Annotated in this window: 23 protein-coding genes; 10 read left to right on the top strand and 13 right to left on the bottom strand. The window is 62.2% G+C overall.

What is annotated here, in order from left to right:
• Nucleotides 1–76 precede the first annotated feature (76 nt).
• Together C404_RS41835 and C404_RS41830 are read right to left on the bottom strand one after the other, a co-directional pair.
• Nucleotides 77–1,579: a GGDEF domain-containing protein gene (locus C404_RS41835; protein WP_037011631.1), complete on the bottom strand. Its 1,503-nt coding sequence runs from the start codon at nucleotides 1,577–1,579 to the stop codon at nucleotides 77–79.
• A 207-nt stretch (nucleotides 1,580–1,786) separates the two neighbouring features.
• Nucleotides 1,787–2,707, bottom strand: a complete 921-nt coding sequence (locus tag C404_RS41830; protein WP_021194757.1) for a LysR family transcriptional regulator — start codon at nucleotides 2,705–2,707, stop codon at nucleotides 1,787–1,789.
• 81 nt (nucleotides 2,708–2,788) lie between these two features.
• On the opposite strand from C404_RS41830, the gene C404_RS41825 reads away from it, so the two are divergent.
• The 6 genes from C404_RS41825 to aroQ are packed head-to-tail and all read left to right on the top strand — an operon-like array spanning nucleotide 2,789 to nucleotide 7,158.
• Nucleotides 2,789–3,769: a ketopantoate reductase family protein gene (locus tag C404_RS41825; RefSeq protein ID WP_021194756.1), complete on the top strand. Its 981-nt coding sequence runs from the start codon at nucleotides 2,789–2,791 to the stop codon at nucleotides 3,767–3,769.
• Nucleotides 3,766–4,167, top strand: a complete 402-nt coding sequence (locus tag C404_RS41820; protein ID WP_021194755.1) for a VOC family protein — start codon at nucleotides 3,766–3,768, stop codon at nucleotides 4,165–4,167. Before C404_RS41825 ends, C404_RS41820 begins: the two co-directional genes overlap by 4 nt.
• Nucleotides 4,168–4,169: 2 nt before the next feature.
• Nucleotides 4,170–4,628 carry a MaoC family dehydratase gene (locus C404_RS41815; protein ID WP_031329323.1) on the top strand — a complete coding sequence of 153 codons (459 nt, stop codon included), beginning with the start codon at nucleotides 4,170–4,172 and terminating at the stop codon, nucleotides 4,626–4,628.
• The gene (locus tag C404_RS41810; RefSeq protein ID WP_021194753.1) at nucleotides 4,628–5,854 is read left to right on the top strand and encodes a CaiB/BaiF CoA transferase family protein; all 1,227 of its coding nucleotides are present in this window, start codon (nucleotides 4,628–4,630) and stop codon (nucleotides 5,852–5,854) included. The genes C404_RS41815 and C404_RS41810 overlap by 1 nt, the downstream gene beginning before the upstream one ends.
• Nucleotides 5,847–6,680 (top strand): shikimate dehydrogenase, encoded by an 834-nt coding sequence (aroE, locus tag C404_RS41805; protein ID WP_021194752.1) that lies wholly within the window; start codon nucleotides 5,847–5,849, stop codon nucleotides 6,678–6,680. The genes C404_RS41810 and aroE overlap by 8 nt, the downstream gene beginning before the upstream one ends.
• A gap of 34 nt (nucleotides 6,681–6,714) precedes the next feature.
• On the top strand, nucleotides 6,715–7,158 hold the full coding sequence (gene aroQ, locus C404_RS41800; protein WP_021194751.1) for a type II 3-dehydroquinate dehydratase: 444 nt from the start codon (nucleotides 6,715–6,717) through the stop codon (nucleotides 7,156–7,158).
• Nucleotides 7,159–7,336: 178 nt separating this feature from the next.
• Here aroQ and C404_RS41795 read toward each other — a convergent pair whose 3' ends face one another.
• The 4 genes from C404_RS41795 to C404_RS41780 form a co-directional block, all read right to left on the bottom strand.
• Complete coding sequence (locus tag C404_RS41795; RefSeq protein WP_021194750.1) at nucleotides 7,337–7,837, bottom strand: Dps family protein; 501 nt, start codon at nucleotides 7,835–7,837, stop codon at nucleotides 7,337–7,339.
• Nucleotides 7,838–7,913: 76 nt separating this feature from the next.
• Nucleotides 7,914–9,353: a catalase gene (locus C404_RS41790; protein WP_021194749.1), complete on the bottom strand. Its 1,440-nt coding sequence runs from the start codon at nucleotides 9,351–9,353 to the stop codon at nucleotides 7,914–7,916.
• A gap of 87 nt (nucleotides 9,354–9,440) precedes the next feature.
• Nucleotides 9,441–10,496, bottom strand: coding sequence for a porin (locus C404_RS41785; RefSeq protein WP_232317479.1), 1,056 nt, complete (start codon nucleotides 10,494–10,496; stop codon nucleotides 9,441–9,443).
• 136 nt (nucleotides 10,497–10,632) lie between these two features.
• Complete coding sequence (locus C404_RS41780; protein WP_031329321.1) at nucleotides 10,633–11,340, bottom strand: YoaK family protein; 708 nt, start codon at nucleotides 11,338–11,340, stop codon at nucleotides 10,633–10,635.
• 242 nt (nucleotides 11,341–11,582) lie between these two features.
• On the opposite strand from C404_RS41780, the gene C404_RS0129920 reads away from it, so the two are divergent.
• Nucleotides 11,583–12,488, top strand: coding sequence for a helix-turn-helix domain-containing protein (locus tag C404_RS0129920; RefSeq protein ID WP_031329320.1), 906 nt, complete (start codon nucleotides 11,583–11,585; stop codon nucleotides 12,486–12,488).
• A 9-nt stretch (nucleotides 12,489–12,497) separates the two neighbouring features.
• Here C404_RS0129920 and C404_RS41775 read toward each other — a convergent pair whose 3' ends face one another.
• The 7 genes from C404_RS41775 to C404_RS41745 form a co-directional block, all read right to left on the bottom strand.
• On the bottom strand, nucleotides 12,498–14,192 hold the full coding sequence (locus C404_RS41775; protein ID WP_021194745.1) for a GAF domain-containing sensor histidine kinase: 1,695 nt from the start codon (nucleotides 14,190–14,192) through the stop codon (nucleotides 12,498–12,500).
• Nucleotides 14,193–14,197: 5 nt separating this feature from the next.
• Nucleotides 14,198–14,590, bottom strand: coding sequence for a response regulator transcription factor (locus tag C404_RS41770; RefSeq protein WP_021194744.1), 393 nt, complete (start codon nucleotides 14,588–14,590; stop codon nucleotides 14,198–14,200).
• A 133-nt stretch (nucleotides 14,591–14,723) separates the two neighbouring features.
• On the bottom strand, nucleotides 14,724–15,002 hold the full coding sequence (locus tag C404_RS41765; RefSeq protein ID WP_021194743.1) for a DUF1427 family protein: 279 nt from the start codon (nucleotides 15,000–15,002) through the stop codon (nucleotides 14,724–14,726).
• Nucleotides 14,999–15,433 (bottom strand): DoxX family protein, encoded by a 435-nt coding sequence (locus C404_RS41760; protein ID WP_021194742.1) that lies wholly within the window; start codon nucleotides 15,431–15,433, stop codon nucleotides 14,999–15,001. The genes C404_RS41765 and C404_RS41760 overlap by 4 nt, the downstream gene beginning before the upstream one ends.
• A gap of 13 nt (nucleotides 15,434–15,446) precedes the next feature.
• Nucleotides 15,447–17,300, bottom strand: coding sequence for an amidohydrolase (locus C404_RS41755; RefSeq protein ID WP_021194741.1), 1,854 nt, complete (start codon nucleotides 17,298–17,300; stop codon nucleotides 15,447–15,449).
• 83 nt (nucleotides 17,301–17,383) lie between these two features.
• Nucleotides 17,384–18,205 carry an alpha/beta fold hydrolase gene (locus C404_RS41750; RefSeq protein WP_031329317.1) on the bottom strand — a complete coding sequence of 274 codons (822 nt, stop codon included), beginning with the start codon at nucleotides 18,203–18,205 and terminating at the stop codon, nucleotides 17,384–17,386.
• A 210-nt stretch (nucleotides 18,206–18,415) separates the two neighbouring features.
• The gene (locus C404_RS41745) at nucleotides 18,416–19,102 is read right to left on the bottom strand and encodes a hydrolase (protein WP_021194739.1); all 687 of its coding nucleotides are present in this window, start codon (nucleotides 19,100–19,102) and stop codon (nucleotides 18,416–18,418) included.
• A 324-nt stretch (nucleotides 19,103–19,426) separates the two neighbouring features.
• On the opposite strand from C404_RS41745, the gene C404_RS41740 reads away from it, so the two are divergent.
• From C404_RS41740 to C404_RS41730, 3 genes are all read left to right on the top strand, one after another.
• Nucleotides 19,427–20,098 carry a response regulator transcription factor gene (locus C404_RS41740; protein ID WP_021194738.1) on the top strand — a complete coding sequence of 224 codons (672 nt, stop codon included), beginning with the start codon at nucleotides 19,427–19,429 and terminating at the stop codon, nucleotides 20,096–20,098.
• A gap of 169 nt (nucleotides 20,099–20,267) precedes the next feature.
• Nucleotides 20,268–25,835 carry a trifunctional serine/threonine-protein kinase/ATP-binding protein/sensor histidine kinase gene (locus C404_RS41735; protein WP_049286178.1) on the top strand — a complete coding sequence of 1,856 codons (5,568 nt, stop codon included), beginning with the start codon at nucleotides 20,268–20,270 and terminating at the stop codon, nucleotides 25,833–25,835.
• Nucleotides 25,832–26,236 (top strand): hypothetical protein, encoded by a 405-nt coding sequence (locus tag C404_RS41730; protein ID WP_021194736.1) that lies wholly within the window; start codon nucleotides 25,832–25,834, stop codon nucleotides 26,234–26,236. Before C404_RS41735 ends, C404_RS41730 begins: the two co-directional genes overlap by 4 nt.
• Nucleotides 26,237–26,256: the final 20 nt, after the last annotated feature.

Raw genomic sequence — 26,256 nt, 5'->3', positions numbered from 1 at the left:
GCCGCGCTCGTGGCGAAGACGGGCAAGCCTTCGCGCGTGCTCGCCGGCTTGGGGCCTGGGTTCGGGCCATGCGAGGCTACGCAGTTGCTGCGTAGTCAACGCGGTTTCGCCCTTTGCGCTTGGCTTCGTAGAGCGCATCGTCCGCTGCCTTGGTCAATGCATTCAATGACGGGAAGCTCGATCGGCGTGCGGTAGCGCAACCGATGCTCACGGTGAAGGGTGCCACGCCCGTATTGCCGATTGCGGTGCGGGGCGCTTCGACTTCGGCACGTATCGCTTCTGCGATCTGCATGGCGCCTGCTTCGTCGGTGTCGGGCAACAACACCACGAATTCCTCTCCGCCATATCGGGCCGCGAGATCGCCGCGTCGTCGCGCATGCTTGGAAATGCAGTTGGCGAGGTACTGGAGCGCAGTGTCGCCCTGGGCGTGTCCGTGCTCGTCGTTGTAGCGTTTGAAGTGATCGGCATCGACAAAGAGCACGGATAGGTGGCTGTCATTCCGCTGCAGCCGATCCCATTCGTTTTCCAGTGCAACGTCCAATGCGCGCCGGTTCTTCAGCCCGGTGAGCGGGTCGGTTTGCGTCAGCTCCCGCAGGTGGCTTTCGGCCATCACACGCCCGCGCAGCGCAAAAGCCAGGAGCCATACCCCTGCACAGAAAGCGAGACTCACCGACAGCGACGACAGCCCTACGATCCATGACAGCCGCTGCCAGGCAGCAAGTGCATCGCCCATGGCCGGAGCCACCACGGCGATGAAGGGTGTGCCCGGCACGCGTTGAAACGTATAGAGGCGCAGCACGCCGTCGCTGGCAGAGGGCGCCACATAGAAGCCGGACTCCTGATTCACCATGCGCGGGAACGTCAACGATTTGCTGAAATTGAGCGCGCGGGCTGCGCCGGGTGGCGGATTTCGCGCCACCAGCGTTCCGTCGGTACGGACGATGGCCGTGACGCCGCGCGGCCCGACATCGAGCTTTTCAAGAAGCTGCTTGAAGTAATCGAGGTCAATTGCCACCAGCGCGGTGCCCGCAAACGTCCCATCCGGTCGATTCATCCTTCGGCTCAGCGCAATGGCCTCCACGCCTGCGCGTGACCGGGCCTTATAGACTGCGGACACATAGAGCCCAACGTTTGCGTGGTCGCGATGGACGAGAAAGTAGTCGCGGTCGCTGAAATCCCAGCGGTGCGTCACGGAGCAGCAACCGTCGACGAGTTGGCCCTTGTCGTCGGTGACGCCCATGCCCGTGAGATAGCGGGCGGAGGCCGTCGGGCTGAACAGCAGATCGTGCCGGACCTCCGGATCGAGGTTGCGGATGCCAGGCTTGTCGAGTGCGGCGATCAGCACCTGCAGCGACTGGTCGGCTGAGTCGACGGTGCGTGAGATGTGGCTGGCCAGAACGGCGGCGACATTCCTTGAGGTTTCGTGCGCGTGCTCGACGGCCGTTTCACGGTTGGTCCACAGCGTCAGCACGCTAATTGCCAAGACAATGAATGTGAGCAGCGTCCCCAGTGCACCAACGATCAAGGGATGGTGGCCTGCCGATGTGGCCAGCCGTCGGGCAAAGGGGCGGAGGGGCATGTCGTGGTCTTGGGCGACGACAAACCGCATCTCTGCCTGTTCGACGAGGCATCGTGCGGTCGATCTTGGGGGACGGTATTGATGCGTGTGGGGCACGCCGTCACCGCTGGTTATCGGCACAAGACACCAAAACTGCAGTCCAACGGGCGGTTTTGGTTGCAAGCTTTTCCTGAAAGTGGTCGTCTGCGTGCCGAACAACGCCATCGGCTAGTTCGACGCCCCAAACAGTTGACTGACCACGCCGCGCAGCCAGCGGTTGCCCGCTTCATGGTGATACCGCGCATGCCAGTGCTGCCGCACGGCAAAGCCTTCCACCGGGAACGGGCATGCACGCACGGCCAGGTCATTGGCCTGGGCGAGCGTCTCCCCAATGTGGCGGGGCAGCGTGGTAATCAGGTCGGTCGTCTGGATAATCGCACCCAGCCCCAGGAAGCCCGGCAGTTCCAGCACGATCTGACGCTCGATGCGCTCGCGCGTCAGGGCCTGCTGGAGCAGTTGCGCTCCGGTGCCCGCCGTGACGGCGACGTGTCCCTCCGCGCCGTATTGCTTCACGCCAAACCGGGTGCGGATTCTCGGGTGGTGGCGGTTGGCCAGGCAGACCCAATCCTGCTCGTACAACTGCTGCTGATAGATGCTGCCGCTCAGCCAGGGCACGTAGCCGATCGCGAGGTCGGCCTCGCCGGATTCCAGCGTGCGCTCCGTATTGCCGTCAATTCTGGCGGCCTCGAGGCGGACACCGGGCGCCTGCGCACGAACATGCGCCAGAAGACGCGGCAGCAGCGTGATATGGCTCGCATCCGTCATGCAGATGCGAAACCGCCGCTGCGCCGTCGCGGGGTCGAATGCAATCTCCCAGGCCGCGAAACGCCTGAGCGATTCGAGGATTTCGCGGCACGGCCCGATCAGCGCATCCGCCTGCGGCGTGGGCGCCATGCCGCCGGGCGTGCGGATGAACAGCGGATCCCGTATGTAATCCCGTAGTTGCCCGAGCCAGATGCTGACCGTCGGCTGGCTCTGCCCGAGCTGCTCGGCAACACGGCTGACGTTGCGAACGTCGTATAGCAGGTCGAACAGTTGAAGCAGCTTCAGGTCGGGCAGGGCGGCAAGCGCCGCTGCATTATTGTCCATGGCAATAACGGTATTGTGATCATTGTATTGCCAGTATAAGGGCCTCCTCCTATCGTGCAACCACACGTGAAGGAGACGCCATTGAAGATTGCGATTCTGGGGGCCGGCGCACTAGGCTGCGCCATTGGGGCAACCCTCACTGAAGCGGGCCATGAGACCTGGCTGATGGTCCGCTCACCGGACCGCGTCGACGCCATGCGAAACGAGGGCCTGCGGGTGGACGATGCCCAGGGCACGCGATGCATCCAGGTGCGGGCGGCAACGCACGCTGCAGAGGTTGGGGTCGCAGAACTAGTGATCGTGCTGGTCAAGTCCTTCGAGACCGATGCCGCCATGCGCGGTGCCGTGGGTCTGGTTGGCCCCGATACGCTGGTGCTATCGCTGCAGAACGGCCTCGGGCACGAAGAGATCCTTGCCGACATCGTAGGCCGTGAACGCGTGCTGGCAGGCAAGACCTATGTTGGCGGGGTGATGCGGGGCCTCGCGCATATTCAATCGGGTGTGGTTGGCAAGGCCACCTACATCGGCGAACTGGATGGCCGTCTGACGCCGCGCGTGCAGGCCGTGGCGGATGCTTTCAATGCCGCCGGGCTGGCGACCACGGTCACCGACAACATCGTCGGCACGATGTGGGACAAGCTGCTCGTCAACGTGGCCACTGGCGCGCTCACTGGCATCACCCGCTTGACCTACGGCCAGCTCTACGACGAGCCGCAGCTCAAGGCGACCTCGCTTGCGGCCGTGGCCGAGGCCATTGCGGCGGCACAGGCCGCTGGCGTGAAGCTGTCGATGACGGACCCCGAGCAGGCATGGACCCTGGCCGCCGAGGGCCTGCCCGCCGCATTCAAGACCTCGATGCTGCAAAGCCTGGAGAAAGGGACGATCACCGAGATCGATTTCATCAACGGTTCCGTCGTGCGTTGCGGGCAGCGGTACGGTGTGCCGACCCCCGTCAATGCCACGCTGGTCGCCTGCATCAAGGGGATCGAGCGCAGTATGGCCGACCTGCGGGCCGACCAACCGGCTGACCAACAACGACAACACAAGGAGACCACCGCATGAGCACGCCCAAGGCCTATGTGGAACACGTCGCCATCTGGGTGAGGGACATCCACTGGCACATCCGCTTCTTCGAAGAGGTGCTGGGCATGACCCTGCGCGAGATCGACGGCACGCATGAAGCGCCCCGGCAGTACTGGACACTCGGTGGCCTGCAGTTCATCCATGCCCCCGAGTTCGAAGGCCCCGAAGGCCATGAAGGACGATTGGCCCACCTCGGCGTGATGTGCGAAGACCTCGAAGCTGCACTGGCGCTGGCGCAGGGCTTTGGCGTGACCGAAATGCCGCAGGGCCGCAACTGGCTGCGCTTGCCGGACGGTCTGGCGGTCGAACTCATTCAGGCCAAGCCCGCGTCGTGCGTGGCGCAGGCCTTAGCAATCAACCCCCGTGCGCAGGCATGAACATGACCATCGTTGAAAAATACTGGGATGACGCCCGCGAGGGCGACACGTGCGTAAGCCCGAGCTACACGGTCACGAAGGAACGCATTCTCGCTTACGCCGACCTCACCGGCGACCACACGCCCGTGCACGTCGACGAAGCCTATGCCAATGCCAGCCACTTCGGCTGCATCGTCGCGCATGGCTTGTTCGGCCTGTCGATTGCGGACGGTCTGAAGACGCAGAGCGACTATCGCTTTCTGCCCGGTATGTCGCTCGGCTGGACGTGGGATTTCCTGCTGCCGATCAAGGTCAACGACGTCTTGCATGTGAAGTTCCGGGTCGGGGCGATGCGCGAAAGCAAGAGCCGCCCGGGCTGGGGCATCGTCGTGCTGCCCTCGGAGCTGATCAATCAAGATGGCCAGGTTGTGCAACGCGGCGAGCACCGCCTGATGGTGCCGCGCCGGCCGGGAGCGTTCTGATGCAGGCGCGCCCACTCGAAGGTATTCGCGTTGTCGACTACAGCCACTTCCTCGCCGGCCCCTATGTTGGCCGATGCCTGGCCGCACTCGGCGCCGAAGTGATCAAGGTCGAACGCCCCGGCACTGGCGATGCCGGCCGTCAGCACGCCACCGTGCTCGACGACGAGCAAAGCGGCTATTTCCTGCAGCTCAACATGGGCAAGCGCGGCGTGAGCGTCAACATGAAGGACCCGCGTGGCAAGGCGTTCATGCAGCGGCTGTGCGACTCGGCGGATGTGTTCATCGAGAACTACCGGCCCGGCGCACTGGACAAGCTGGGGCTCGGTTACGCAGAACTGTCGGCGCGCAATCCGGGCCTGGTCTACTGCTCCATCTCGGCCTACGGACATACGGGGCCGGATGCACATCGCGCCGGCTTCGGCCTGATTGCCGAAGCCAAGAGCGGCATCATGCAAATGGTCGGCACGCCGGGCGAGCGGCCACCGTTGCTGCGCATCTCGCTCGGTGACATGTACACGGGCATCCACGCCGTGGCCGCCATCAACGCCGCGCTGTTGGGGCGCGTGAAGAGCCAACGCGGGCAGCACATCGACATGGCGCTGTACGACACGCTGGTGTCGATGCACGAATACGCTGTGCAGTGCTTCACCCTACAGGGTGTGCTGCCCGAGCAGACCGGCCATGACATGCCTACCTCGACCCTCTATGGCGTGTTCCGCGCAGCGGATGCGGACCTCGTGATTGCCGCGCAGGTCGACGATGCATGGAAGCGCTTCGCTGCACTGGTCGAAGCGCATGGCGGTCCCGCGGGCTTTGGTGCAGATAAGCGGTTCCATGACAGCGTCGGCCGCAACGCGCACCGGGCGGAGATTCTCTCCGTGGTCGAACCCTGGGTGGCAGCACGCCCCGTGGCATTGGTGCTGGAACTGCTGGATGGCATCGATGTTCCGTGCGCCAAGGTACAGCGCATCGACGAGGTACTGGCCGATCCGCAAATTCAAGCCCGGGGGATGGTGGTCGAACAGCAGCATCCGCGCTATGGGACGTTGCGCCTGCCCAACCTGCCGTTCAAGTTTTCCGATTGCGATACGACCATCCGCGACGTTGCCCCTGATCTGGGCGAGCACAACGTTGAAGTCGCGCGCACCCTGGGTTTCGACCCTGACGAGATCCAGGCGATGCAGGCCGACGGCGTTCTCTACTCGAAGCGAGCCAATGATGACTGACCACTATGCGGTGATCGGCAACCCGATCTCACACACCAAATCTCCGCTTATTCACGGCCTCTTTGCGCAGGCGGCGCAACAAGACATGCAGTACACGGCCATGGAAGGGCCGGTCGAGCCGGACACAGCGTTCGCTGAAGTCGTGCGTACGTTCGCCGCCGCCGGCGGCAAGGGTATGAACGTCACGGCGCCGTTCAAGCTCAAGGCGTTTGCGATGGCCGACGAGCGCAGCGAGCGCGCCACGTTGGCGGGTGCCGCGAATGCACTGAAGTTTGAAGGTGGCCGCATCCTGGCCGAGAACTTCGACGGCATTGGGCTGGTGCGTGACATCGAGATCAACCTGGCGCGGCCGATGGCTGGCAAGCGCGTGCTGCTGCTGGGTGCCGGTGGCGCGGCGCGTGGCGCCTTGCTGCCGTTCCTGGCGGCGGGGCCGGCGCAGTTGGTCATCGCGAACCGCGACGTGGCAAAGGCGCAGGCACTTGCCGCCCAGGTTGCCGGGCGCGGCCCGATCGTCGCTTGCGGGTATGCCGACCTGGAGACGACGGGGCGCTTCGATCTGGTGGTCAATGCCACCTCCGCCAGCCTCACAGGCGATCTGCCGCCCGTTCCACCGAGCATCTTCAGCCCCGATGGGCTGGCCTACGAACTGGCGTACGGCAAACGGCTGACGCCGTTCCTGCGGCTCGCGCGCAACGCGGGTGTGCGCAACATCGCAGACGGCGTCGGCATGCTGGTCGAACAGGCTGCGGAAGCGTTCGTCTGGTGGCGTGGCGTGCGTCCGGACACCCGCCCCGTGATCGATCGACTGACCGTTCCCCTCGACTGATCTGAGCTGATTTGAACTCACCACAGAGGTCTACATGAAGCGCATCCTGATGCTGCACGGCATCAATCACAACATGTTCGGCAAGCGTGACCCCGCGCAGTACGGGACCATCACGCTGGCCGAGATCGACGCAAGGTTGCAGGCCCTAGGCGACGAGCTGGGCGTGCAAGTGGAATCGTTCCAGACGAACAGCGAAGCGGCGATGTGCGAACGCATTCATCGCGCCTTCGAGGAAGGCCAAGACGCGGTGCTGATCAACGCAGGCGCCTGGACGCACTACAGCTACGGTATTCGCGATGCGCTGGCGATCCTGACGTGTCCGGTCGTCGAGTTGCACATGTCCAATATCCACGCACGCGAGCCCTTCCGGCATCACTCAGTGTTTGCTGACATCGTCAGTGGGCAGATATGCGGGTTCGGAATCCAGAGTTACCTCCTGGCCCTGCGGGCGGCGGCCTCCGCGGTCGATCATGCGTAGCAACCCCTAGACCGTTGCGAGATTTGGCCTGCACAGAGGGATTCGAACGCCCGACCGTCGGCTCCGAGCGTCCCTGGATCGGTGGTCGCACCCTCCTGTGGGGCGACATTCACGCAATCAGGGAAAGCGCCTGGACTGATAGAGGCGGGGCGCCAATTTGTCGCTCCGGCCGGGTGCGCTACACCAGCAACGAGCGCAGCATCCACGCGGTCTTTTCGTGCGTCTGCATGCGCTGGGTCAGCAGGTCGGCGGTCGGCTCGTCGGCGGCATTGTCGACATCCGGAAACAGGCTGCGGGCGGTGCGAGTGACAGCTTCGTGGCCGGCTACCAGCTCGCGGACCATGTCCATCGCTTCGGGCACCCCGTTTGACTCCGGGATGGACGTTAGCTTGGCGAACTCCGAATACGAACCCGGTGCCAGATAGCCAAGCGCGCGGATGCGCTCCGCCACTGCGTCGGTCGCGGTCCACAGTTCGTTGTACTGCGTCTCGAACATCAGATGCAGCGTGTTGAACATCGGCCCAGTGACGTTCCAGTGGAAGTAGTGGGTCTTCAGGTACAGCGAATAAGTGTCGGCCAGCAGGGTCGACAGACCGTCCGCGATCCTCTTGCGGTCTTTCTCGGCAATGCCGATATTGATCGGGGCTGCGGCGCTGGTGCCGCCAATTTTCTTTGCCATGTTGATCCTCGTAGCAAGTGGTGTGGCGCGCGATGCGGCTGGCTGATGCCGCGTTGATGTCGCGCGCCGTCGTCGATTATTTCAATCCCAGCGCCACTTTGACGCCCGCGCCGTAGGCCGGATCTGCCTTGGTGAAGTGCTCGATCTGCGCGCGCTGGATGTCTTCCGGTACCTGCGACAGACCGCCTGCGATGGTCGCAAACAGACGCTGGCGCTGACCCTCGTCAAACAGGCGGAACAAGGCGCCGGCCTGGCTGTAGTAGTCGGTGTCGACGCGGTGATCGTGGCGTGCCGCTGCACCTTCGAGTTTGAGCGGCGGCTCCTCACCCCGGCGGTCCTGGGCGAAGGCACCTTCGCGGTTCGGCTCGTAGTTGAGCTTGCTGCCAAGGTTGCCGTCGGTCCGCATCGCACCGTCCCGGTGGAAGCTGTTGTGGAACGGGCACTTGGGCGCATTCACTGGAATCTGGTGATGATTTACGCCGAGGCGGTAGCGCTGCGTGTCGCCGTACGAGAACAGGCGGCCCTGCAGCATCTTGTCCGGCGAGAAGCCGATGCCGGGCACCACGTTGGCCGGCGTAAAGGCAGCCTGCTCGACTTCGGCAAAGTAGTTGTCGGGGTTGCGGTTCAGTTCCAATACACCTACGTCGATCAACGGGTAGTCCTTGTGCGGCCACACCTTGGTCAGGTCAAACGGGTTGATGTGGTAGGTGGCCGCATCGGCTTCCGGCATGATCTGCACCTTCAGGTTCCAGCGCGGGAAATCGCCACGATCGATGCTTTCAACCAGATCGCGCTGCGAGCTTTCGCGGTCTTGCGCCACCACCTGTGCGGCCTCTTCGTTGGTGTAGTTCTGGATACCTTGCTGGGTCTTGAAGTGGAATTTCACCCAGAAGCGCTCGCCAGCCGCATTGATGAGCGAGAAGGTGTGCGAGCCGAAGCCATCCATGTGGCGCAGGGTCTTGGGAATGCCGCGATCGCTCATGACGATCGTCACCTGGTGCAGCGTCTCAGGGTTCTTCGAGAAGAAATCCCAGGCGGCGACAGCGCTGCGCAGGTTGGTCCGCGGGTCGCGCTTTTGTGTGTGGATAAAGTCCGGAAACTTGAGCGGATCGCGCAGGAAGAACACCGGCGTGTTATTGCCGACCAGATCCCAGTTGCCTTCGTCCGTATAGAACTTGATGGCAAAACCGCGCGGGTCGCGTTCGGCATCAGCCGCACCGCGTTCGCCGGCCACGGTGGAAAAACGCAGGAACAGCGGCGTTTGCTTGCCCACCTCGGCAAAGATCGAGGCCTTGGTGTATTGCGTGATGTCGTGCGTGACGGTGAAGGTGCCGAAGGCACCCGAGCCTTTGGCATGCACGCGACGCTCGGGAATCACCTCTCGGTCGAAGTGCGCGAGTTTTTCCAGAAACCACACGTCTTCGAGCAGCATGGGGCCGCGCGGACCAGCGGTCATCGAGTTCTGGTTGTCGACAACGGGTGCACCGGCGGCGGTGGTCAGGATATCTTTGCTCATGGGGCTTTCGTCAGGTATTGATGGGTCGAGAATCCGGCAACTGGATGCCGGTCAGGTTGCAGGGCTTCAGAACCGGTGCCCCGCGGACTAAAAGCTGTGCCGCATGCCGAGCACGAACGTTTCCGGATGCGCTCCGGCCTTTACGCCGATCTGGTTGATCGCGAAGTCGTAGATGGCGTTGCTGCGGTTGTTAATGCGGCTGTAATAGGTGTACAAGGCGGTCCGCTTAGACAGCGGGTAGTCGTAGCCGACTGTCAATTGAGTCGCACCGGTATCCACGCCGCTTCGGAAATAGCCGACCGTTTCCCGTGCGCTGCCCGAACCGTTGCTCGCCAACGCAAAGCCCACCCGCACGCTGCCCGGACCAAGCTGCTGGGTGAGGGAAACGTAGTAGCCGTTGCGGTACAGATCACCCGTGGCTGTCCGATAGTGCAGCCGCTCATACAACAAGGCGATCTTCGTTGTCGGAAACTGGTAAGCCACCCCGATCTTTGCGGCCTCGTCATTGCGTCCGGCCGTCTGGTAGTGCTGGTGGATCTCGTAGGCGGCCGTGATGTTCAACGGCCCGCGATCGTAAGCACCGGCGAATGAATACAAGGCCGGATTGCGCGGCACGCTGATCTTCTCTTCATTGACGCCCCAGGCCATGCTGCCGCTCAGGCCATTCCAGACCGGGCTACGGTATTGGATGATGTTCTTCTGGCGTCGATCGAACGAACTCGTGTCTTGAACGTTGTCGGAGCTGGACGTTGAGCCGTTGCCGATCAACGCCATATAGCCTGCTGTGGTGGGGTAGTAGGGGTCATAGCCGGCAGTCGATTCGGTATAGGGCGTCTGCCAATGGCCCATGAACACCTTGCCGTAGTTGCCTTCCAACCCGATGGCGGTATTGCGGCCAGCTAACTGGCCTTGCCCCGTGTCTACCGAAACAGCGCTTTCAATCTGCCAGAAGGCCTTGGTACCGCCTCCCAGGTCCTCTTCGCCCCGGAGGCCAAAGACCGAGCGGTTGTTCGTCAGCCGCGTGACTGAACCGAGGTCAGCGCCATTGGTTGTGGCTGCGCCACGGGCGTACTCGATGGAGGTATTGAGGCGACCGTACAGCGTGACGGATGTCTGCGCGTTAGCCTCAACGCAACACGTCATTGCGGCACAGATGGACAGAACCCAGTGCTTTGCGGTGCTCCGCATCAGGGGAGGCATGTTGTTCCTTGTTCCTGCGATGAGTGGATGAACCAATTCGCGCACAGGTCGGCGGTCGGCGAATTGAACTGTGGAAGAGCTAACGGCTCGCGGCGGCCAGCCCAGTGAGAATGAATATCGGCGGCAACACGCACCAGAACGACACGGCAGAGAACGCCAGGGCTCCCAGCATTGCACCGGTCGCAAAACCGATGAGCGGCGGCACCATCTTGCGCAGGCGCGCGCGGGAGGCGCTCTTCTGTGTGCTACCCGGTGTGGCCAATTCCACCAGGTCGATGACGACCTGGGTTGTATTGCCGGTCATGATGGTGGTGGGCGCGTGATCGGAGAGTACGATGCGCGCCTTGGCGTTCTGTACGCCCATTGCCGCGACGCCGATCAGGCCGACGACGATGGTTGCAGGGTTGTCTGCTGACTGGATGGGTAGCGCCAGCAGGCCAGCCGTCATAAACGTCACCAGCAGCAACGCTTCCGCCAGGAGCAGCAGGCGCGTAGGCTCCCTTCCGTGGCGTACAACGGCCTCCACCGTCAGCTTGGTAGACGCCACGGCCAGCACGAACACAGGCAGCGCCAGCAGCTTGGCGAGTACACCTTGGCCGGAGCCGGCCAGTTCCACGCCAATCATGACGAAGTTGCCGGTAACGTGTGCCGTGAATAGCCCAAACAGCGCGCAGAATCCAACGACGTCCACGAGGCCGGCGGTGAAAGCAAGCAGGCAGCCTTGCACCAGATGGAACATCCCAAAAGAGGGTGCAGCAGGCAGGGTGGACGAGACGCTAGAGGACATGGCATGGACGTTGGACTGGGCGTCTGAACGTCGAGGCGCCCGCCTCTCATGAGGTGTACGAAGCGTACTGGGGGGTGTCTCTAGCAACCATTGTCAAATGGTATTAACCACCATACCAATTGGTCGGAGCCGTGCACCAAGTTGGCGGATTTGTTAATATTTGTGACGCACTTGGAATGTCACTTCGGCCCCCTCAATAGGCTTGCGAATCCCTGCGGTCAGCATGCAGAGCAATCAAAATCATGTCTCCACCGGTGCCCGCACAAACCTCTTCGCAAGACTCGCTCGGTTGCTCGTCGGAAAAGCTCCGGCGCGACGAATCGCTACATGGAAGCGATTTCGTCTTCTTTCGGAAAAGTTCTGGCAATGACCAGCTCAGTCAGGTTTTAACGCCTGCGTCGGAGAGAGGCTTCCTGGCCGGTGTGTCGCTGGCCACCGGACACCGTCGTCGGATCTTTAACAGCGTGCATGCCAGCACGCATCAGTTTGAGACCGGTTCGATCTACATCCGAAATTTCTTTGAGGACTACAAGGCAGATTTTTACGGCGCCTTTGACTTCGTACTGCTTGAGTTGTCGCCAGGTTTTGTCGAGCGCACGAGTCTGGAGCTTGGACGTCCGGCCTGTGCTTCGCTTCCTTCGTTGGCTGGGCAGTTGGATCCGGTCTTGTCCCATCTTGCTCAGGCAGTGGTGCCCGCGCTGGCACAACCGCAATACGTGAGCCGCCTGTTCGTTGACCAGGTTGGGCTGGCAATTGCCACCTATCTGGTCGAGCGTTACGACGGGCGCCATGAGACCACGCCCAGGGGCGGGCGCGAGCGTTTGAGTCCGGGAATGCTTGAGCGTGCCAAAGAAGTGCTCATCTCTCGATTGGACGGCGACGGATCGATTGCTGAAGTGGCAGATGCCTGTGGGCTATCACGCAGCCACTTCTCGCGTGCGTTTCATGCTTCGACCGGTGCGACGCCGCACCAATGGCTTTCAACGCAGCGGCTTGAGCGCGCCCGTGGCTTGCTTCGCGACACCGATGCGCCGATCGCGACCATCGCGACAACGTGCGGCTTCTCTGATCAGAGCCACTTCACCCGCTGCTTTGCCCGTGCCTTTGGTGCCACGCCCGCGAGCTGGCGGCGCGCGGTGCGCAGCTGAGCGACCGCGCTACGACAGGGCGATCGGCGTCAACGGTAGGCTGAACACGAACATCGCGCCGAACGGCAGGCGCGGTGCCGCCAGGATTTCTCCTTTGTGCGCTTCCACGATGGATCGGCAAATCGCTAACCCCATCCCCATGCCGTTGGCCTTGGTCGTGTAGAACGGTTCGAATATGCGCCCAGGCGCATCGCTGGCCAGCCCCTGGCCGTTATCCTCAACGCGCACCTGCAACTGGGTTTCCGCGACAACCGCAGTGGTCAGACGCAGGGTGCGAGGGCGGTCGTATACCGACGCCATCGAGTCGATCGCGTTGAGCACCAGGTTCAGCAGGACTTGCTGTAGCTGCACGGCGTCACCATGCACCTGACTGCGCGATGCGTTCAGATCGAGCTCAAGTGAAACGTCACGGCAGTTCAGTTCGCTACGCGCGATTTGCAGGATGTCGCGAATTGTTTGATGCATGTCGAGCGCGGCGAAGGCCCTGGGCGCGTTGCGCGTGAGGGCCTGCAGGCCGTGAATCATGTCGCCCGCGCGCTGGCCTTCGGAGACGATCGCTGCCAGCCCCTCGCGCGCCTGCATTAGCGCAGGAGGCGTTCGATCGAGCCAGCGTAGGCTGGCGCTCGCATGGGACACGATCGACATGAGCGGTTGATTCACTTCGTGTGCGATTGCTGCGGTCAGTTGGCCGACCGTCGTGGCACGCGCCACCCGCGCAACGTCGGCCTGGGCGTTGCGCGCCGCATCCTCGGCTTGGCAACGTGCGGTGATATCACTCACGATGCCAACATACTCGACGTCACGACCGGCGATGTGGATGGGCTTGCCTAGTGCCACCACATGTCGCGTCGTGCCGTCTTTGCGGACAATGCGGTATTCGAGCTCGAAGGGCTCGCCTGCGTTTGCTTGGTGCTCGGCGGTCTGCCGTACGTACTCCCGGTCCTCTGGGTGAATGCACGCAACCAGCACGTCCCGCGTCACCACCGGCCCATCCTCTGGGAGATCGAAAATGCGGCGTAGCTCTTCCGAGCACAGGCAAATGTCGCGTTGAAGGTCCCAGCGCCAACTCCCTGTCTGGCTGACGCGCTCACCCAGCGCCAGTGTCTCTTCGCTGACGCGCAGGGCTTGCTCGACGCGGCGGCGGTGTGCGTTTTCTTCGAGCAGATTCTGATAGAGCCGTGCGTTATCCAGCGAGACGGCTGCGTGTCCTGCAATCAGTTCGAGCAAATCGGCGGGTTCCCCAGCAAACTTGCCAGGCAGTTGGCTGTTCTCGATGTAGAGCAAGCCGACCGTGTGGTTGCCTTTGAGCATCGGAAGACTCATGGCGGAGGCGGTGCCGCGTTGGCTGAAGTAGGGATCATGCGCAAACGGGCTCGAGGCAGCGTCGTGGACGACCAGGCGCTTGCCTGAACGCAGCGTCGAGTTGAGCATCGTGAGCGGCAGATCTTGCGGCGCCACCGGGTGGGGGGTCATGTCGATGCCAATACTGGCCGGGGTGGCGTGGGCATGGGCCTCGATCATCGGTGTCTCCCCAGCCATGCGTATCAGCAGCGCGCGCTGTGCACGGGCGAGCACGAGAACGATGGTCATCAGCCTGTCGATGAGTCGATCGAGCTGAATCTCCTCCGTCAGTGCGCGGGTGCAGCGCACGATGGCGTCGATGTCATGCACCGGGTGGCCCGCCTGGTTGTTCTGCGCATGCATTGGAATCAGGCATCCGGCCAAGTGCCAGGTGTGTGACCGAGCGCAAGCGCAATGCAGGACATGATCTCAGCGTCGCTGAAAGGCTTGCTGAGTAAAGAGATGGCGTGACGAACCTCGGCCTGTTGACGTGCACTGTCGCTCTGGAATGCGGTCATGAAAATGATGGGCAGATTCACACCTCGGCCACGCAGCGAATCGCAGAGTGCGAATCCACTCATCTGAGGCATCTGGATGTCCGTCAGAACGCAGGAGAGCGAGGTGAGGTCATCGTAGCCGAGCAGCTCGGCGCCACTGCCGAAAAGCGCAACATTCAGGCCACACGATTGCAGGAGATTGCCGAGGGCCAGTCGGACAGAGGCATCGTCATCGACCACGGCGATGACCGGTTGTGCATTCACGCGGGATTCCTCGGGGCATGCCGGAGACCTACGTTGGCACGGACGGCTCTGGCGACGGAGCGTTGAGGATACCGTTGCACAGGCACTCGCGAAATCATACTGAGGTATGGATTCGCTCATGCCGTGCCCAACATCAGTGCTGCGTGTCGTCCGGCGCTTGCCGGAGCGCACTGACTTGAATCACCGGCGGCAGGCCCGTGATCTTGGGTGTGCACTCACGGTGGAACCAGGTAGCCGTGACGGGTTGGCCCGCAAGCAGGCGCTTGATAGGCGGGACCGCTTGCTCACCGAGCAGCATGCCCAGCAATCCGATCAATGCGATGGCGGGTGGGGCCGGCGAGCGCACCTGCATGAGTGCGTAGATGATGCCGATCAACATGCCGGCGCCGAGCGAGATGAAGTAGGGTTTCATTGTCCAGTCCAGGTGCGCGCATCGGCTTCCCGACGCGAAATCCAGTCTTGCAGTGCGACGAGCAGAAAGCCGCCGACCAGTCCGAGGTGTTCAAAGAAGGCGTTGGCCATCATTGGGCGGGTGTCAGCCGGGGCCTGCCAGAAGCGGTTGGCCAGCAGCGAGGCAACCAGGGTGAACGCGGCCAGCGCGAGTGCTGCAATCCATCGCAGTCGGCCGCTGATCACCAGCGCCGAGCCGACCAGCTCCAAGACGATCACCGCTGCGGCCATGGGCATGGCCGGCGCCATGCCGAAGTGCTGCATCTCTGCAATGGCCCCCGGGAAGTCGAAGAGCTTGACCAGCCCGCCCTGCAGGTAGGCCGCGCACAACAGCACCAGCGCCGCGCGGTACAGGAGTCCGCCGCGGGCGGACGTCGAAGGTGTTGGATGCATGGCTAGCGCGGTATCAGAACGCCCAGCACGAGCAGCCGAACGCACCCCAGAATGCAGCGGCGTCACCGGCAGGCGTCTGGTCTAGGTAGGCGCGCGCGTGTGCGTGTCCATGTACCCCGCAAGCGGTAGCACATCCGCAACTGACTTGAAGGGCGGGATTGCGCGGGGCGAAGCCCAAATGATGCCGCGCGGGCGACCAGTCTGGCATCGCAGGCGGTAGCGCGGGGGCGAGGGGGCCGAAATCCCCATCCCCAAACACGACCTTGCCGCCCAACACCGTCAGGACCGAGGTGATGTCCTGAATATCGTCCTCGGGCACGGCGAAGTAATCGTCAGAGAGGACCGCCAGATCGGCGAGCTGCCCGGCGCGGATCTGCCCCTTCTTGCCCTCTTCGGACGAGAACCACGTATTGGCCTCAGTCCAGAGGCGCAAGGCCGTTTCGCGATCGAGCAGGTTGGCCTGCGGATACAAACGCAGCCCGCCCACGGTCTTGCCGCTGACAAGCCACGACAGCGATACCCACGGGTTGTACGACGCGACCCGTGTGGCGTCCGTGCCCGCGCCCACCTTGACGCCGCGTTCCAACATGCGTTTGATGGGCGGGGTGGCTTCTGCCGCCCGCGAGCCATAACGCTCGACAAAGTACTCGCCCTGGTAAGCCATGCGGTGCTGTACAGCGATGCCTCCGCCAAGCGCGGCAATACGGTCGATGTTGCGGTCGCTGATGGTCTCCGCGTGGTCGAAGAACCAGTGCAGGCCATCGAACGGCACGTCACGTGCGACCTTCTCATACACGTCCAGTGCACGCGAGATTGTCTCGTCATAGGTGGCATGCAAGCGCCATGGCCAGCGTTGCTCGGCAAGCAGGCGGATCACCGGCTCGAGGTCGCTTTCCATGTTCGGCGGCATCTCCGGGCGCTCGACGCGGAAGTCTTCGAAATCCGCGGCGGAATAGACGAGCATCTCTCCGGCACCATTGTGGCGGTAGAGATCGTCGCCCTGTCCGGGGCGGACCTGCCCAGACCATGTGCGGAAGTCATTGAGCTCCTCACGCGGCTTCTGCGTGAAGAGGTTATAGGCCAGGCGCACCGTGAGTTGCCCCTCGCGGTGCAGCTCCTCAACGATGTTGTAGTCCTCGGGGTAGTTCTGGAAGCCGCCACCCGCATCGATGACACCGGTGACGCCGAGTCGATTGACCTCGCGCATGAAATGGCGCGTCGAGTTTTTCTGATACTCCGCCGGCAGCTTCGGTCCCTTGGCCAGCGTGGCGTAGAGGATCGTGGCGTTGGGTTTGGCCAAGAGCAGGCCGGTGGGCGTACCGTTCTTGTCGCGGACAATCTCGCCACCCGGCGGGTTCGGCGTGTTCTTGTCGTAGCCGACGACACGCAGCGCTGCGGCATTGAGCAGTGCGCGGTCATATAAATGGAGGATGAACACCGGAGTGTCTGGTGCGATGGCATTGAGCTCATCGAGCGTGGGCAGGCGCTTCTCGGCAAACTGATGTTCGGTGAAGCCACCCACCACGCGCACCCATTGCGGCGCTGGCGTGCGTTCGACCTGGGCCTTGAGCATGCGCAACGCTTCGGCCAGCGAACGTACGCCGTCCCAGCGCAGCTCCATGTTGTAGTTCAGGCCACCCCGGATGATGTGCATGTGGCTATCAATCAGGCCTGGAATGACGCGCCGGCCTTGCAGGTCGACCACACGGGTGGCGGGGCCAGCCAGCGGGAGAATCTCGTCGCGACGCCCGACTGCCAAAAACTTGCCGTCATGGATGGCAACGGCCTCGGCCTCAGGGTTGGTTCGATCGAGCGTGGTGACCTTGGCGTTGGTCAGGATCAGTTCGGGTACGCGCACTGGATTCATTTCATCCCTTCATGGTTGTGACCCTGGCCCAGCGGGTGGCTGGGCCAGGGTGAGTCGGACAATCGCGGTGGATTCGCGGGGCCTTAAGCCGACAGGAAGGCGAGCAGGTCTGCGTTGACCTGATCGGCGTTGATCACGCACATGCCATGCGAGGCGCCCGGATAGATCTTCAGCGTCGCGTGCTTGACCAGCTTGGCCGACAGCTTGGCGGAGTTGTCGATCGGCACGATCTGGTCGTCATCGCCGTGCAGAATCAGCGTGGGCACGTCGATCTTCTTGAGATCTTCCGTGTAGTCGACTTCCGAGAACTCCTTGATGCACTGGTACTGGCCGTGGATACCACCCGCCATGCCTTGTGCCCAGAATGCGTCGATCGTCCCTTGCGAAATCTTTGCGCCCGGTCGGTTGAAGCCGAAGAACGGCGTGGTCAGATCCTTGTAGAACTGCGAGCGGTTTTCGGCAACGCCCTTGCGGATGCCATCGAACACTTCGATCGGCAGGCCGTTCGGATAGGCTGCGGTCTTGGCCATGATCGGCGGCACGGCACCGATCAGCACGGCCTTTGCCACGCGCTTGGTGCCGTGACGGCCAATGTAGTGGGCCACCTCGCCGCCACCGGTCGAGTGGCCGACCAGGGTTGCACCCTTGATGTCCAGCGTGTCGAGCAGCGTCGCGAGATCGTCGGCGTAGGTGTCCATGTTGTTGCCCTTGGACGGCTGGTCAGAGCGACCATGGCCACGGCGATCGTGCGCGATCACGCGGTAGCCGTGCTGCAACAGGAAGAGCATCTGGGAATCCCAGGCATCGGCGGACAGGGGCCAGCCGTGCGAGAACACGACCGGGCGGCCGCTGCCCCAGTCCTTGTAGAAGATGCGGGTGCCGTCTTTGGTCGTGACGAAGGACATGTTGTGGTCTCCGGAATATGGGTGCGATGTTTTGGGGTTGGCCGCTTGGGCTGAACTTGCTGTGCCGGCCACCAGCGCGCCAGCGGCGGCCGCAGCCATCGTGCTCGCGCCTGAGACGAGCAGTTTGCGGCGCGACAGGTCGTGCGGCGCAGGCAGGGATGTGTCTTGCGTACTCATGTTTGAAATGGGGCGAGTGTTGTGGGCTGGTGTTCAGCGAGCCGGGATCGGTGCAAGCGACTCGTGTGCGGATGTGGTGCGCTGCGGTGCCTTGTGCACCATCGTGTAGGCGTAGTCCACGCCCATGCCGTAGGCGCCGGAGTGCTCCTTCACCAGCTTCATCACGGCGTCATACGTATCGCGGTGCGCCCAGTCACGCTGCCATTCCAACAGCACTTGCTGCCACGTCACCGGCACCACGCCGGCCTGCACCATGCGCTGCATGGCGTAGTCGTGCGCTTCCTTGGAGGTGCCGCCCGAGGCGTCGGCCACCATGTAGATCTCGTAGTCGGCATCGTGCATGGCCGACAGCGCGAAGGTGCAGTTGCACACCTCCGTCCACAGGCCAGCGACGACCACCTTCTTGCGGTTGTTCTTGGCCAGGGCGTCGCGTACCTTCTGGTCGTCCCACGAGTTCATCGAGGTGCGCTCGAGGGTCGGCTGGCCAGGAAACACATCCAACAGCTCCGGGTACGTGTAACCCGAGAACGACGCGGATTCGACCGTCGTGATGGTCGTCGGAATGCCGAAGATTTTGGCTGCCTTGGCAAGACCGACGGTGTTGTTCTTCAGGGCTTGTCGGTCCATCGACTGCACGCCGAAGGCCATTTGCGGCTGGTGGTCGATGAAGATCAGCTGGCTATTGTGCGGTGTCAGAACTTCGAGCTTCGGATTGCTCATCGTGGGTTCCTCTAGAGATGGTGAATTGAGACAGACGCAGGCGCACCATTGCGCCCGCGATCGGGGCGCGGTCCTTACACGGTGTCGAACACATGCGGGATGAAGCCTAAGTTCTGCACGACAGGGCCGCCATTGTTTCTTGGTATGACCCGCCTTACCGGAGGTCTGGTAGCAACTGTCGGATCGATGGGCCGAAATCGCTGGTGACGTTCATTCACCGCACAGGCAATCAAGAAATTCGCACAGCCGTGCAAGACAGCGCTCAGTGCTCTGACTACGATGGCCATCAAAAAAGAGCGATAAGGCCATCTTCAGGGAGCCCCCATGACCACCGTAGCGAACCCTCTCTCGGAGCCACTACCACTGCACGATGCGCTGGTTGTCGTCGTCGACGACGATGCGATGGTCAGAGACGCGCTTGGAAACCTCTTCCGCTCGGTGGATCGGCGTGCGGTGCTGCTGGAATCAGCAGGTGAGCTGCTCGCGTTCCAGTTTCCGGATGTGCCGTGCTGCCTGGTGCTCGATGTTCGTCTGCGGGGCCCGAGCGGGCTCGACCTACAGGCGAAGCTGACCCAGATGAATGTGCATGTGCCCATCATTTTCGTGACGGGTTATGGCGACATTCCGATGACGGTGGCTGCGATGAAAGCCGGCGCCGAGCACTTCTTGGCAAAGCCCTTTCGCGATCAAGACCTGCTTGACGCAGTGGCTGCTGCTCTGGAGAAGGATGCCCTGCGACGCGCGCATGCCCTGAGAAACAACGCCCTGCGCGATTGCTTCGGTACGCTGACGAAGCGCGAGTCGGAAGTGATGACGCTTGCGACTTCGGGTTTGATGAATAAGCAGATTGCCGACCGCATGAGCATTAGCGAGGTGACCGTCAAAATCCATCGCGGCCAGGCCATGCGCAAGATGCGTGCGCGTACCTTTGCTGAACTGGTACTGATGGCGGAACGTCTTGGGCTGAGTCCTGTGGAGCCCTGGGCTCTGGGCTAACGCTGGTGTAACAGGCGGCCTGGGCGCCTGCAGCGCGCGTCACCACACACCATCAGTAGGTTCCATTGCTGTCGCGGCGACTCCGAGAAAGGCGAGGGCCGTTGGTTGCGGATTGCCTGTGGCGCCGCTGGTCCGAAAGCAGTGACCGATTTAAGAGCCAGGCACGCAGATGAATGCACTATTCCTACTCGGTGCCGAGAAGGGTACGAGGTTTGAGATTCAGTGGGAGGATGGCGAATGCATCCTCGCCAGGGGAGCACGTGTCACTCCAGACGGCCGACAGGAAGCGGTGTTGGCGGTTTGGTCTGCCGCAGAGCGCCCGACGCCGTTGAGCCTCGCCCGCCTTGCGCATGAATATGATCTAAGGGGCCAGTTGGAAGCACCTTGGGCATTGCGCCCCCTGGAGCTTGTTCAGGAGCGCGGTCGGACCGTGCTGCTGCTGGAAGACCCGGGCGGCAAGTCGCTCGCCAGCGTCGTTGGCGCAGCCATGGATGTGGGGCGCTTCTTGCGGTTGGCCGTCAGCATTGCCGGGGCGCTGAGCCAAGTGCACCGACGTGGCCTGGTTCACAAAGATATCAAGCCCGCTCACATCTGGGTGAATGGTGCCCTCGATGTGGCACGGCTCAGCGGATTCGGCCTCGCGTCTCGCTTGCCGCGTGAGCGGCAGGTGCTCGCGCCACCCGAAGAAATTGCCGGCACGCTGGCCTACATGGCGCCCGAACAGACCGGGCGCATGAATCGTTCGATCGACGTGCGTAGCGATCTGTACTCGCTCGGCGTCACGTTCTATCAGATGCTCACGGGTGTGCTGCCGTTCACAGCCCGTGATCCGATGGACTGGGTGCATTGTCACCTTGCGCGACAGCCGGTGCCCCCCGCTGTGCGGGTGCCCACCAATCCTGCAGTGCTCTCTGATCTGGTGATGAAGCTGCTGGCCAAGACGGCCGAAGAGCGCTACCAGACGGCAGCTGGGCTCGAAGCCGACCTGCGGTGCTGCTTGGCAGCGTGGGAACGCGAAGAATGGATAGCCCCATTCCCGCTTGGTGAGCAAGACCGGCCAGACCGGCTGCTCACGCCGGAGCGCCTTTACGGGCGCGAGCGCGAGATCGAAATCCTGCTCACAACGTTCGATCGGGTTGTCACTGAAGGCACGCAGGAGTTCGTGCTGGTCTCGGGCCACTCGGGCATCGGCAAAACGTCGGTGGTGCATGAGTTGCAGCGTGTCCTGGTGCCGGCGCGCGGCCTGTTCGCATCCGGCAAGTTCGATCAGTACAAGCGCGATATCCCCTATGCCACGCTCGTCCAGGTTTTCCAGGTCTTGATTCGTGCTTTGCTGGGCAAGAGCGAAGTTGAGCTTGCACCGTGGCGCGTCGCGCTGGCGGAGGCGCTGGACCTGAACGCTGGACTCATGGTGCCGTTGATTCCGGAACTTGAGCTCATTCTCGGCCCGCAGCCGCCGGTTTCCGAGCTACCGCCAAGAGACGCACAACACCGGTTTCAACTGGTGTTTCGTCGTCTACTCGGTGTCTTTGCGCAGGCGGATCATCCGCTGGTGCTGTTTCTCGATGACCTGCAGTGGATGGATGCGGCAACGCTGAAGTTGGTGGAGCATCTGGCGACGCATCCGGAAGTGCGCCATCTGCTGCTCATCGGCGCCTATCGCAACAACGAGGTCAAGCCTGGGCACCCGTTGCTGCAGCGCTTGAAGACAATCCGCCAGTCTGGCGCGCGGGTACACGAAATCGTGCTGAGCAGCCTTGAAAGCGACGACATTGGCCGGCTCGTTGCTGATGCATTGCACTGCGCACCGTCACAGGTCGAGCCCTTGGCCAGCTTGGTACAGGAAAAGACGGCCGGCAATCCCTTCTTCGCCATCCAGTTCCTGGCTGCGTTGGGGGAGGAGGGGCTGCTTGCATTCGATCAGCGCACTGGTTGGTCCTGGAATCCCGAGCAGATCCAGGCCAAGGGTTTCACTGACAATGTGGCGGACCTTATGCTGGGCAAACTGGGGCGTCTGCCACTGCAGACCCAGGGTGCCCTGCAGCAACTGGCTTGCTTGGGCAATCAGGCTGCGATCCCTATTTTGTCGATCGCCTTGGGGAGAAGTGAGGCCGCACTGGAAGAGGTGTTTTGGGAGGCGGTGCGAGCCGGACTCGTTCTGCGCTCGGAGGGTGCCTATGGATTTCTCCATGACCGCGTGCAGGAGGCGGCTTACGCGTTGATCCCAGAAGGCATGCGGCCGGGCGTGCACTTAGCAATCGGACGACGGTTCGCCGCAGGCTTATCTCCGGAATTGATGGCGGACAACGTTTTCGAGATTGTTGGTCAATTCAACCGTGGCGCGGCTTTGATCGACACGGCCGAGGAGCGGTATAGGCTTGCCGAATTGAACTTGCTCGCAGGCCAGCGTGCCAGGGCAGCGACAGCGTACGCGTCGGCGCTCACCTATCTCACCGCAAGCGCGGCGGTCTTGCCGGACGGCGCCCGCCAGCGCTGGCCCGAGCTCGCTTTCGCGCTGGATCTATGTCGAGCGGAATGCGAGTTCCTGACTGGCGCATCATCTGCAGCAGATGCGCGTTTGGCGGATTTGGCGCCGCGTGCCGCGAGTCTTCCGGATTTGGCCGCTGTCACTCAGATGAGGCTGGAGCTCTTCATGGCCCTTGGCCAGCGCGATCGCGCCGTCGAGGTGGGCTTGGAGTACCTGCGCATGGCGGGTGTCGAGTGGTCGGCTGAGCCAACAAAAGAAGAGGTCCAGCATGAGTACGGCCAACTGTGGCGGCGACTCGATGACCGACCGATCGAAGCGCTGCTTACGCTCCCGGAGATGGTTGACCCGGTGGCGTGTGGAACGATGGACGTCCTCACCGGGTTCATGCAACCGGCCTGGTATTCGAGCGAGAATCTGCGCGCGCTTGTCATCTGCCGGATGGTCAACCTTAGCCTTGAGCACGGCAATAGCGATGCGTCGTGCCTCGGCTATGTCTGGCTTGGCATGATTCTGCCGCCCGAGTTTGGCGAATATGCGCTCGGATACCGCTTCGGTCAGCTTGGTTTGAACCTGGCGCAGCGATGCGCGCGCGACCGCTTCAAAGCGCGCGTCTACCAGGTTTTCGGCGGCTACGTGATGCCATGGGCGCGCCCCATCCGCACCGCCCGCAGTCTAGTTCAACATGCCTTCGAGGTCGTCAACAGGTTTGGCGATCTTACCTACGCATCATTCGCTCGCAGCAACAACCTGATTGCCCATCTGCTTGCGAGTGGGGAGTCTCTGGCAGAAGTCGAGCGCACGGCTGACAGTGCGATCGATTTCGCGGTGCAGGCGCGGTTTGGCTTGGTTGTCGACCAAGTGACCCCACAGCGGCAACTGGCGCGAACGCTGCGTGGTCTAACCCCGATCCTCGGTTGTTTCGACGACGCCGGTTTTGACGAGGCCCGGTTCGAGCAGCACATGGAGGAGACCTCGGGTTGCACGCTACCCAGATGCTGGTACTGGATTCGCAAACTGCAGGCGCGTGTTCTCGCCGGTGACCACGCTGCCGCCCTTATTGCTGCGGAAAAGGCGCAACCGCTTCTCTGGACATCGCCGTCGTTCTTCGAGCAAGCGGAATACCATTTCTATGCCGCGCTCGCACGGGCCGCGGCGTCCGACGCTACCGTTGCGGAGGAACAAGCTTTCAATGTGGAGGCCTTGGCAACCCATCACCGACAGCTCCAGATTTGGGCGGAGCATTGCCCGGAGAACTTTGAGAACCGGGCTGCGTTGGTGGGGGCCGAGATCGCGCGCATCGACGGGCGTGAGACTGATGCCATGCGCCTCTACGAGCTCGCCATCAGTTCTGCGCGCGACAACGACTTCGTCCATAACCAAGCGCTTGCCAACGAGTTGGCCGCACGGTTCTATGCTCGGCGCGGTTTTGACAAGATTGCTCGCGTGTACCTGCAGGATGCGCGACACGGTTATCTTCGCTGGGGTGCGGACGGCAAGGTACAGCAACTCGATGCGCTGTATCCGCATCTTGGTGAGGAAGTACGGACGGCCGCGCCGACTGCCACGATTGGCGCGTCGGTCGAACACCTGGACCTTGCTACGGTGATCAGCATGTCGCAAGCAGTGTCAGGCGAGATCATCTTGGATAAGCTGCTCGACACGCTGATGCGCACCGCGATTGAACAGGCTGGCGCGCAACGGGGCGTGTTGGTACTGCTTCGTGGCGATGAGCCGCGTATCGCGGCAGATGCAAGGACGCAGGGCGATGCGGTCACTGTCCAGTTACACGACGAAGCCATGGCGGCAGGTGCGTTACCGACATCGATTGTCCACTATGTCCTGCGAACTCGCGAGAATGTCGTCCTGAACAATGCGGTGACTGAGGCGCCGTTTTCTGGCGATTCCTATATCCGGCAGCACAACGCACGTTCGATTCTGTGCCTGCCGTTGCTGACCCAAGCCAAACTGATCGGGGTGCTCTACCTTGAGAACGAGCTGGCCGCCAGTGTATTTGCCCCCAGACGGATCGTGGTGGTGAAGCTGCTCGCCTCGCAAGCAGCCATCGCGCTGGAGAATAATCGTTTGTACCGTGACCTCGATCAGCGTGAAGCGAGGATTCGGCGCTTGGTCGAAGCCAATATCATCGGTATCTGCATATGGCACATCGATGGCCGGATTCTCGATGCGAACAACGCGTTTCTTCGCATGCTGGGCTATGAACGGGACGATATTCTCACCGGTCGTCTGCTTTGGACCGAGCTGACGCCGTCGGAGTGGTGGGGGCAGGATTCGCGGTTGGTGCAAGAATTTAAACGGACCAAGAGCCTGCCGCCGTTCGAAAAGGAGTACTTCCGCAAGGACGGCAGTCGAGTACCCGTATTGGTCGGGTGCGCAAGTTTCGAGGATACCGAGGCCCAGGGGGTCTCCTTCGTACTTGACTTGACCGAGCGGAAAAACGCCGAGGATGCGCTACAACGCGCACGGGCCGAATTGGCACAGGTGACACGTGTCACCTCCTTGAGTGCGCTGACTGCTTCGATCGCGCATGAGGTCAATCAGCCGCTGGCGGCGATTGTCACCAACGCCAATGCGGCGGTCCGCTGGCTGGCCCGCCAGCCGCCCGACATCGCCGAGGCGCGGGAGAGAGTGCGGCGCATTGTTGAGGATGGGCACCGGGCAGGTGCCGTGATTGCCGGTGTCCGGGCACTGTTCAAGAAGTCCGCTTCGGTTACGGCGCGGCTGGACATGAACGATCTGATCCAAGACACAACCTCCCTCATCCAAGGAGAGCTTCTCCGCCACCAAATCTTGCTGCGGACGCTGCTTGCGAATGACCTCCCGGCCGTGGTTGGTGACCGAGTGCAGTTACAGCAAGTGCTACTCAACCTGATGATGAATGGCATCGAGGCGATGAGGGAACTGCGTGAGCGACCACGAGAGCTGCTGATCCGATCGACGCTCGATGCATCCGGAAGCTTGCTGGTCGCCGTGCAAGATGCGGGTACCGGGTTGGACCCGCAGACTGCCGAGCGGGTATTCGAAGCGTTCTACACAACAAAAGAAGAGGGCCTCGGTATGGGCTTGGCAATATGTCGGCTCATTGTTGAAGCGCACGGAGGCCAGCTATGGGCAGATGTGAACGCATCCCGAGGCGCCGTGTTCCAGTTCACCTTGCCGATCAGTCAGGATGCGTGGCCTCTGCCTCATGGGCCAGAGCCGATCAGCGTTGATGCCGCAAAGCCAATATGAAAATGCAAGCCTCCCACATCGTTTCTGAACACTGCACGCGCGTCCGCACTGCCTTACTCAATCTGCACAGGGTGTTGATTGATATCGAGCGTCGCGACTATGAAAAGGTGCATGGCCGCCAGTCAGCGGGAGATTTCCTTCAGGTGATGGCCTATGATGAATCGATGCAGTGGCTCGAGCCGCTGAGCCGCCTGATTGTCATGCTCGACGAAGCGCTGGATGAAAAAAGCACGATTGATGTGGCGCCGCATGTCGTGGCGGCAAGGGCGCTTGAATTGCTGAAGCTGGATCGCGAACGCACCGACAGCTTCGCGTCTCGCTATCTGCATCATTTCGATCGCTCTGCCGATTTGGCCGTCGAGCACGCTGCGCTAGTACAACTACTTAATACCGTGGTGTGACGAGGGTGCACCTAGGTCGG

The sequence above is a fragment of the Ralstonia sp. AU12-08 genome (assembly GCF_000442475.1).
GTDB classification, from domain to species: Bacteria; Pseudomonadota; Gammaproteobacteria; order Burkholderiales; family Burkholderiaceae; genus Ralstonia; species Ralstonia insidiosa.
Note: the sequence above shows the minus strand (reverse complement) of the source record. Positions and strands in the feature narration are given on the sequence as shown.

What these genes read in the sequence shown, in the direction of transcription:
- C404_RS41835 (WP_037011631.1), bottom strand. Translation starts at nt 1,579, where the DNA reads ATGCCCCTCCGCCCCTTTGCCCGACGGCTGGCCACATCGGCAGGCCAC.
- C404_RS41830 (WP_021194757.1), bottom strand. Translation starts at nt 2,707, where the DNA reads ATGGACAATAATGCAGCGGCGCTTGCCGCCCTGCCCGACCTGAAGCTG.
- C404_RS41820 (WP_021194755.1), top strand. Translation starts at nt 3,766, where the DNA reads ATGAGCACGCCCAAGGCCTATGTGGAACACGTCGCCATCTGGGTGAGG.
- C404_RS41815 (WP_031329323.1), top strand. Translation starts at nt 4,170, where the DNA reads ATGACCATCGTTGAAAAATACTGGGATGACGCCCGCGAGGGCGACACG.
- C404_RS41810 (WP_021194753.1), top strand. Translation starts at nt 4,628, where the DNA reads ATGCAGGCGCGCCCACTCGAAGGTATTCGCGTTGTCGACTACAGCCAC.
- aroE (WP_021194752.1), top strand. Translation starts at nt 5,847, where the DNA reads ATGACTGACCACTATGCGGTGATCGGCAACCCGATCTCACACACCAAA.
- aroQ (WP_021194751.1), top strand. Translation starts at nt 6,715, where the DNA reads ATGAAGCGCATCCTGATGCTGCACGGCATCAATCACAACATGTTCGGC.
- C404_RS41795 (WP_021194750.1), bottom strand. Translation starts at nt 7,837, where the DNA reads ATGGCAAAGAAAATTGGCGGCACCAGCGCCGCAGCCCCGATCAATATC.
- C404_RS41790 (WP_021194749.1), bottom strand. Translation starts at nt 9,353, where the DNA reads ATGAGCAAAGATATCCTGACCACCGCCGCCGGTGCACCCGTTGTCGAC.
- C404_RS41785 (WP_232317479.1), bottom strand. Translation starts at nt 10,496, where the DNA reads ATGACGTGTTGCGTTGAGGCTAACGCGCAGACATCCGTCACGCTGTAC.
- C404_RS41780 (WP_031329321.1), bottom strand. Translation starts at nt 11,340, where the DNA reads ATGTCCTCTAGCGTCTCGTCCACCCTGCCTGCTGCACCCTCTTTTGGG.
- C404_RS0129920 (WP_031329320.1), top strand. Translation starts at nt 11,583, where the DNA reads ATGTCTCCACCGGTGCCCGCACAAACCTCTTCGCAAGACTCGCTCGGT.
- C404_RS41775 (WP_021194745.1), bottom strand. Translation starts at nt 14,192, where the DNA reads ATGCATGCGCAGAACAACCAGGCGGGCCACCCGGTGCATGACATCGAC.
- C404_RS41765 (WP_021194743.1), bottom strand. Translation starts at nt 15,002, where the DNA reads ATGAAACCCTACTTCATCTCGCTCGGCGCCGGCATGTTGATCGGCATC.
- C404_RS41760 (WP_021194742.1), bottom strand. Translation starts at nt 15,433, where the DNA reads ATGCATCCAACACCTTCGACGTCCGCCCGCGGCGGACTCCTGTACCGC.
- C404_RS41755 (WP_021194741.1), bottom strand. Translation starts at nt 17,300, where the DNA reads ATGAATCCAGTGCGCGTACCCGAACTGATCCTGACCAACGCCAAGGTC.
- C404_RS41750 (WP_031329317.1), bottom strand. Translation starts at nt 18,205, where the DNA reads ATGTCCTTCGTCACGACCAAAGACGGCACCCGCATCTTCTACAAGGAC.
- C404_RS41745 (WP_021194739.1), bottom strand. Translation starts at nt 19,102, where the DNA reads ATGAGCAATCCGAAGCTCGAAGTTCTGACACCGCACAATAGCCAGCTG.
- C404_RS41740 (WP_021194738.1), top strand. Translation starts at nt 19,427, where the DNA reads ATGACCACCGTAGCGAACCCTCTCTCGGAGCCACTACCACTGCACGAT.
- C404_RS41735 (WP_049286178.1), top strand. Translation starts at nt 20,268, where the DNA reads ATGAATGCACTATTCCTACTCGGTGCCGAGAAGGGTACGAGGTTTGAG.
- C404_RS41730 (WP_021194736.1), top strand. Translation starts at nt 25,832, where the DNA reads ATGAAAATGCAAGCCTCCCACATCGTTTCTGAACACTGCACGCGCGTC.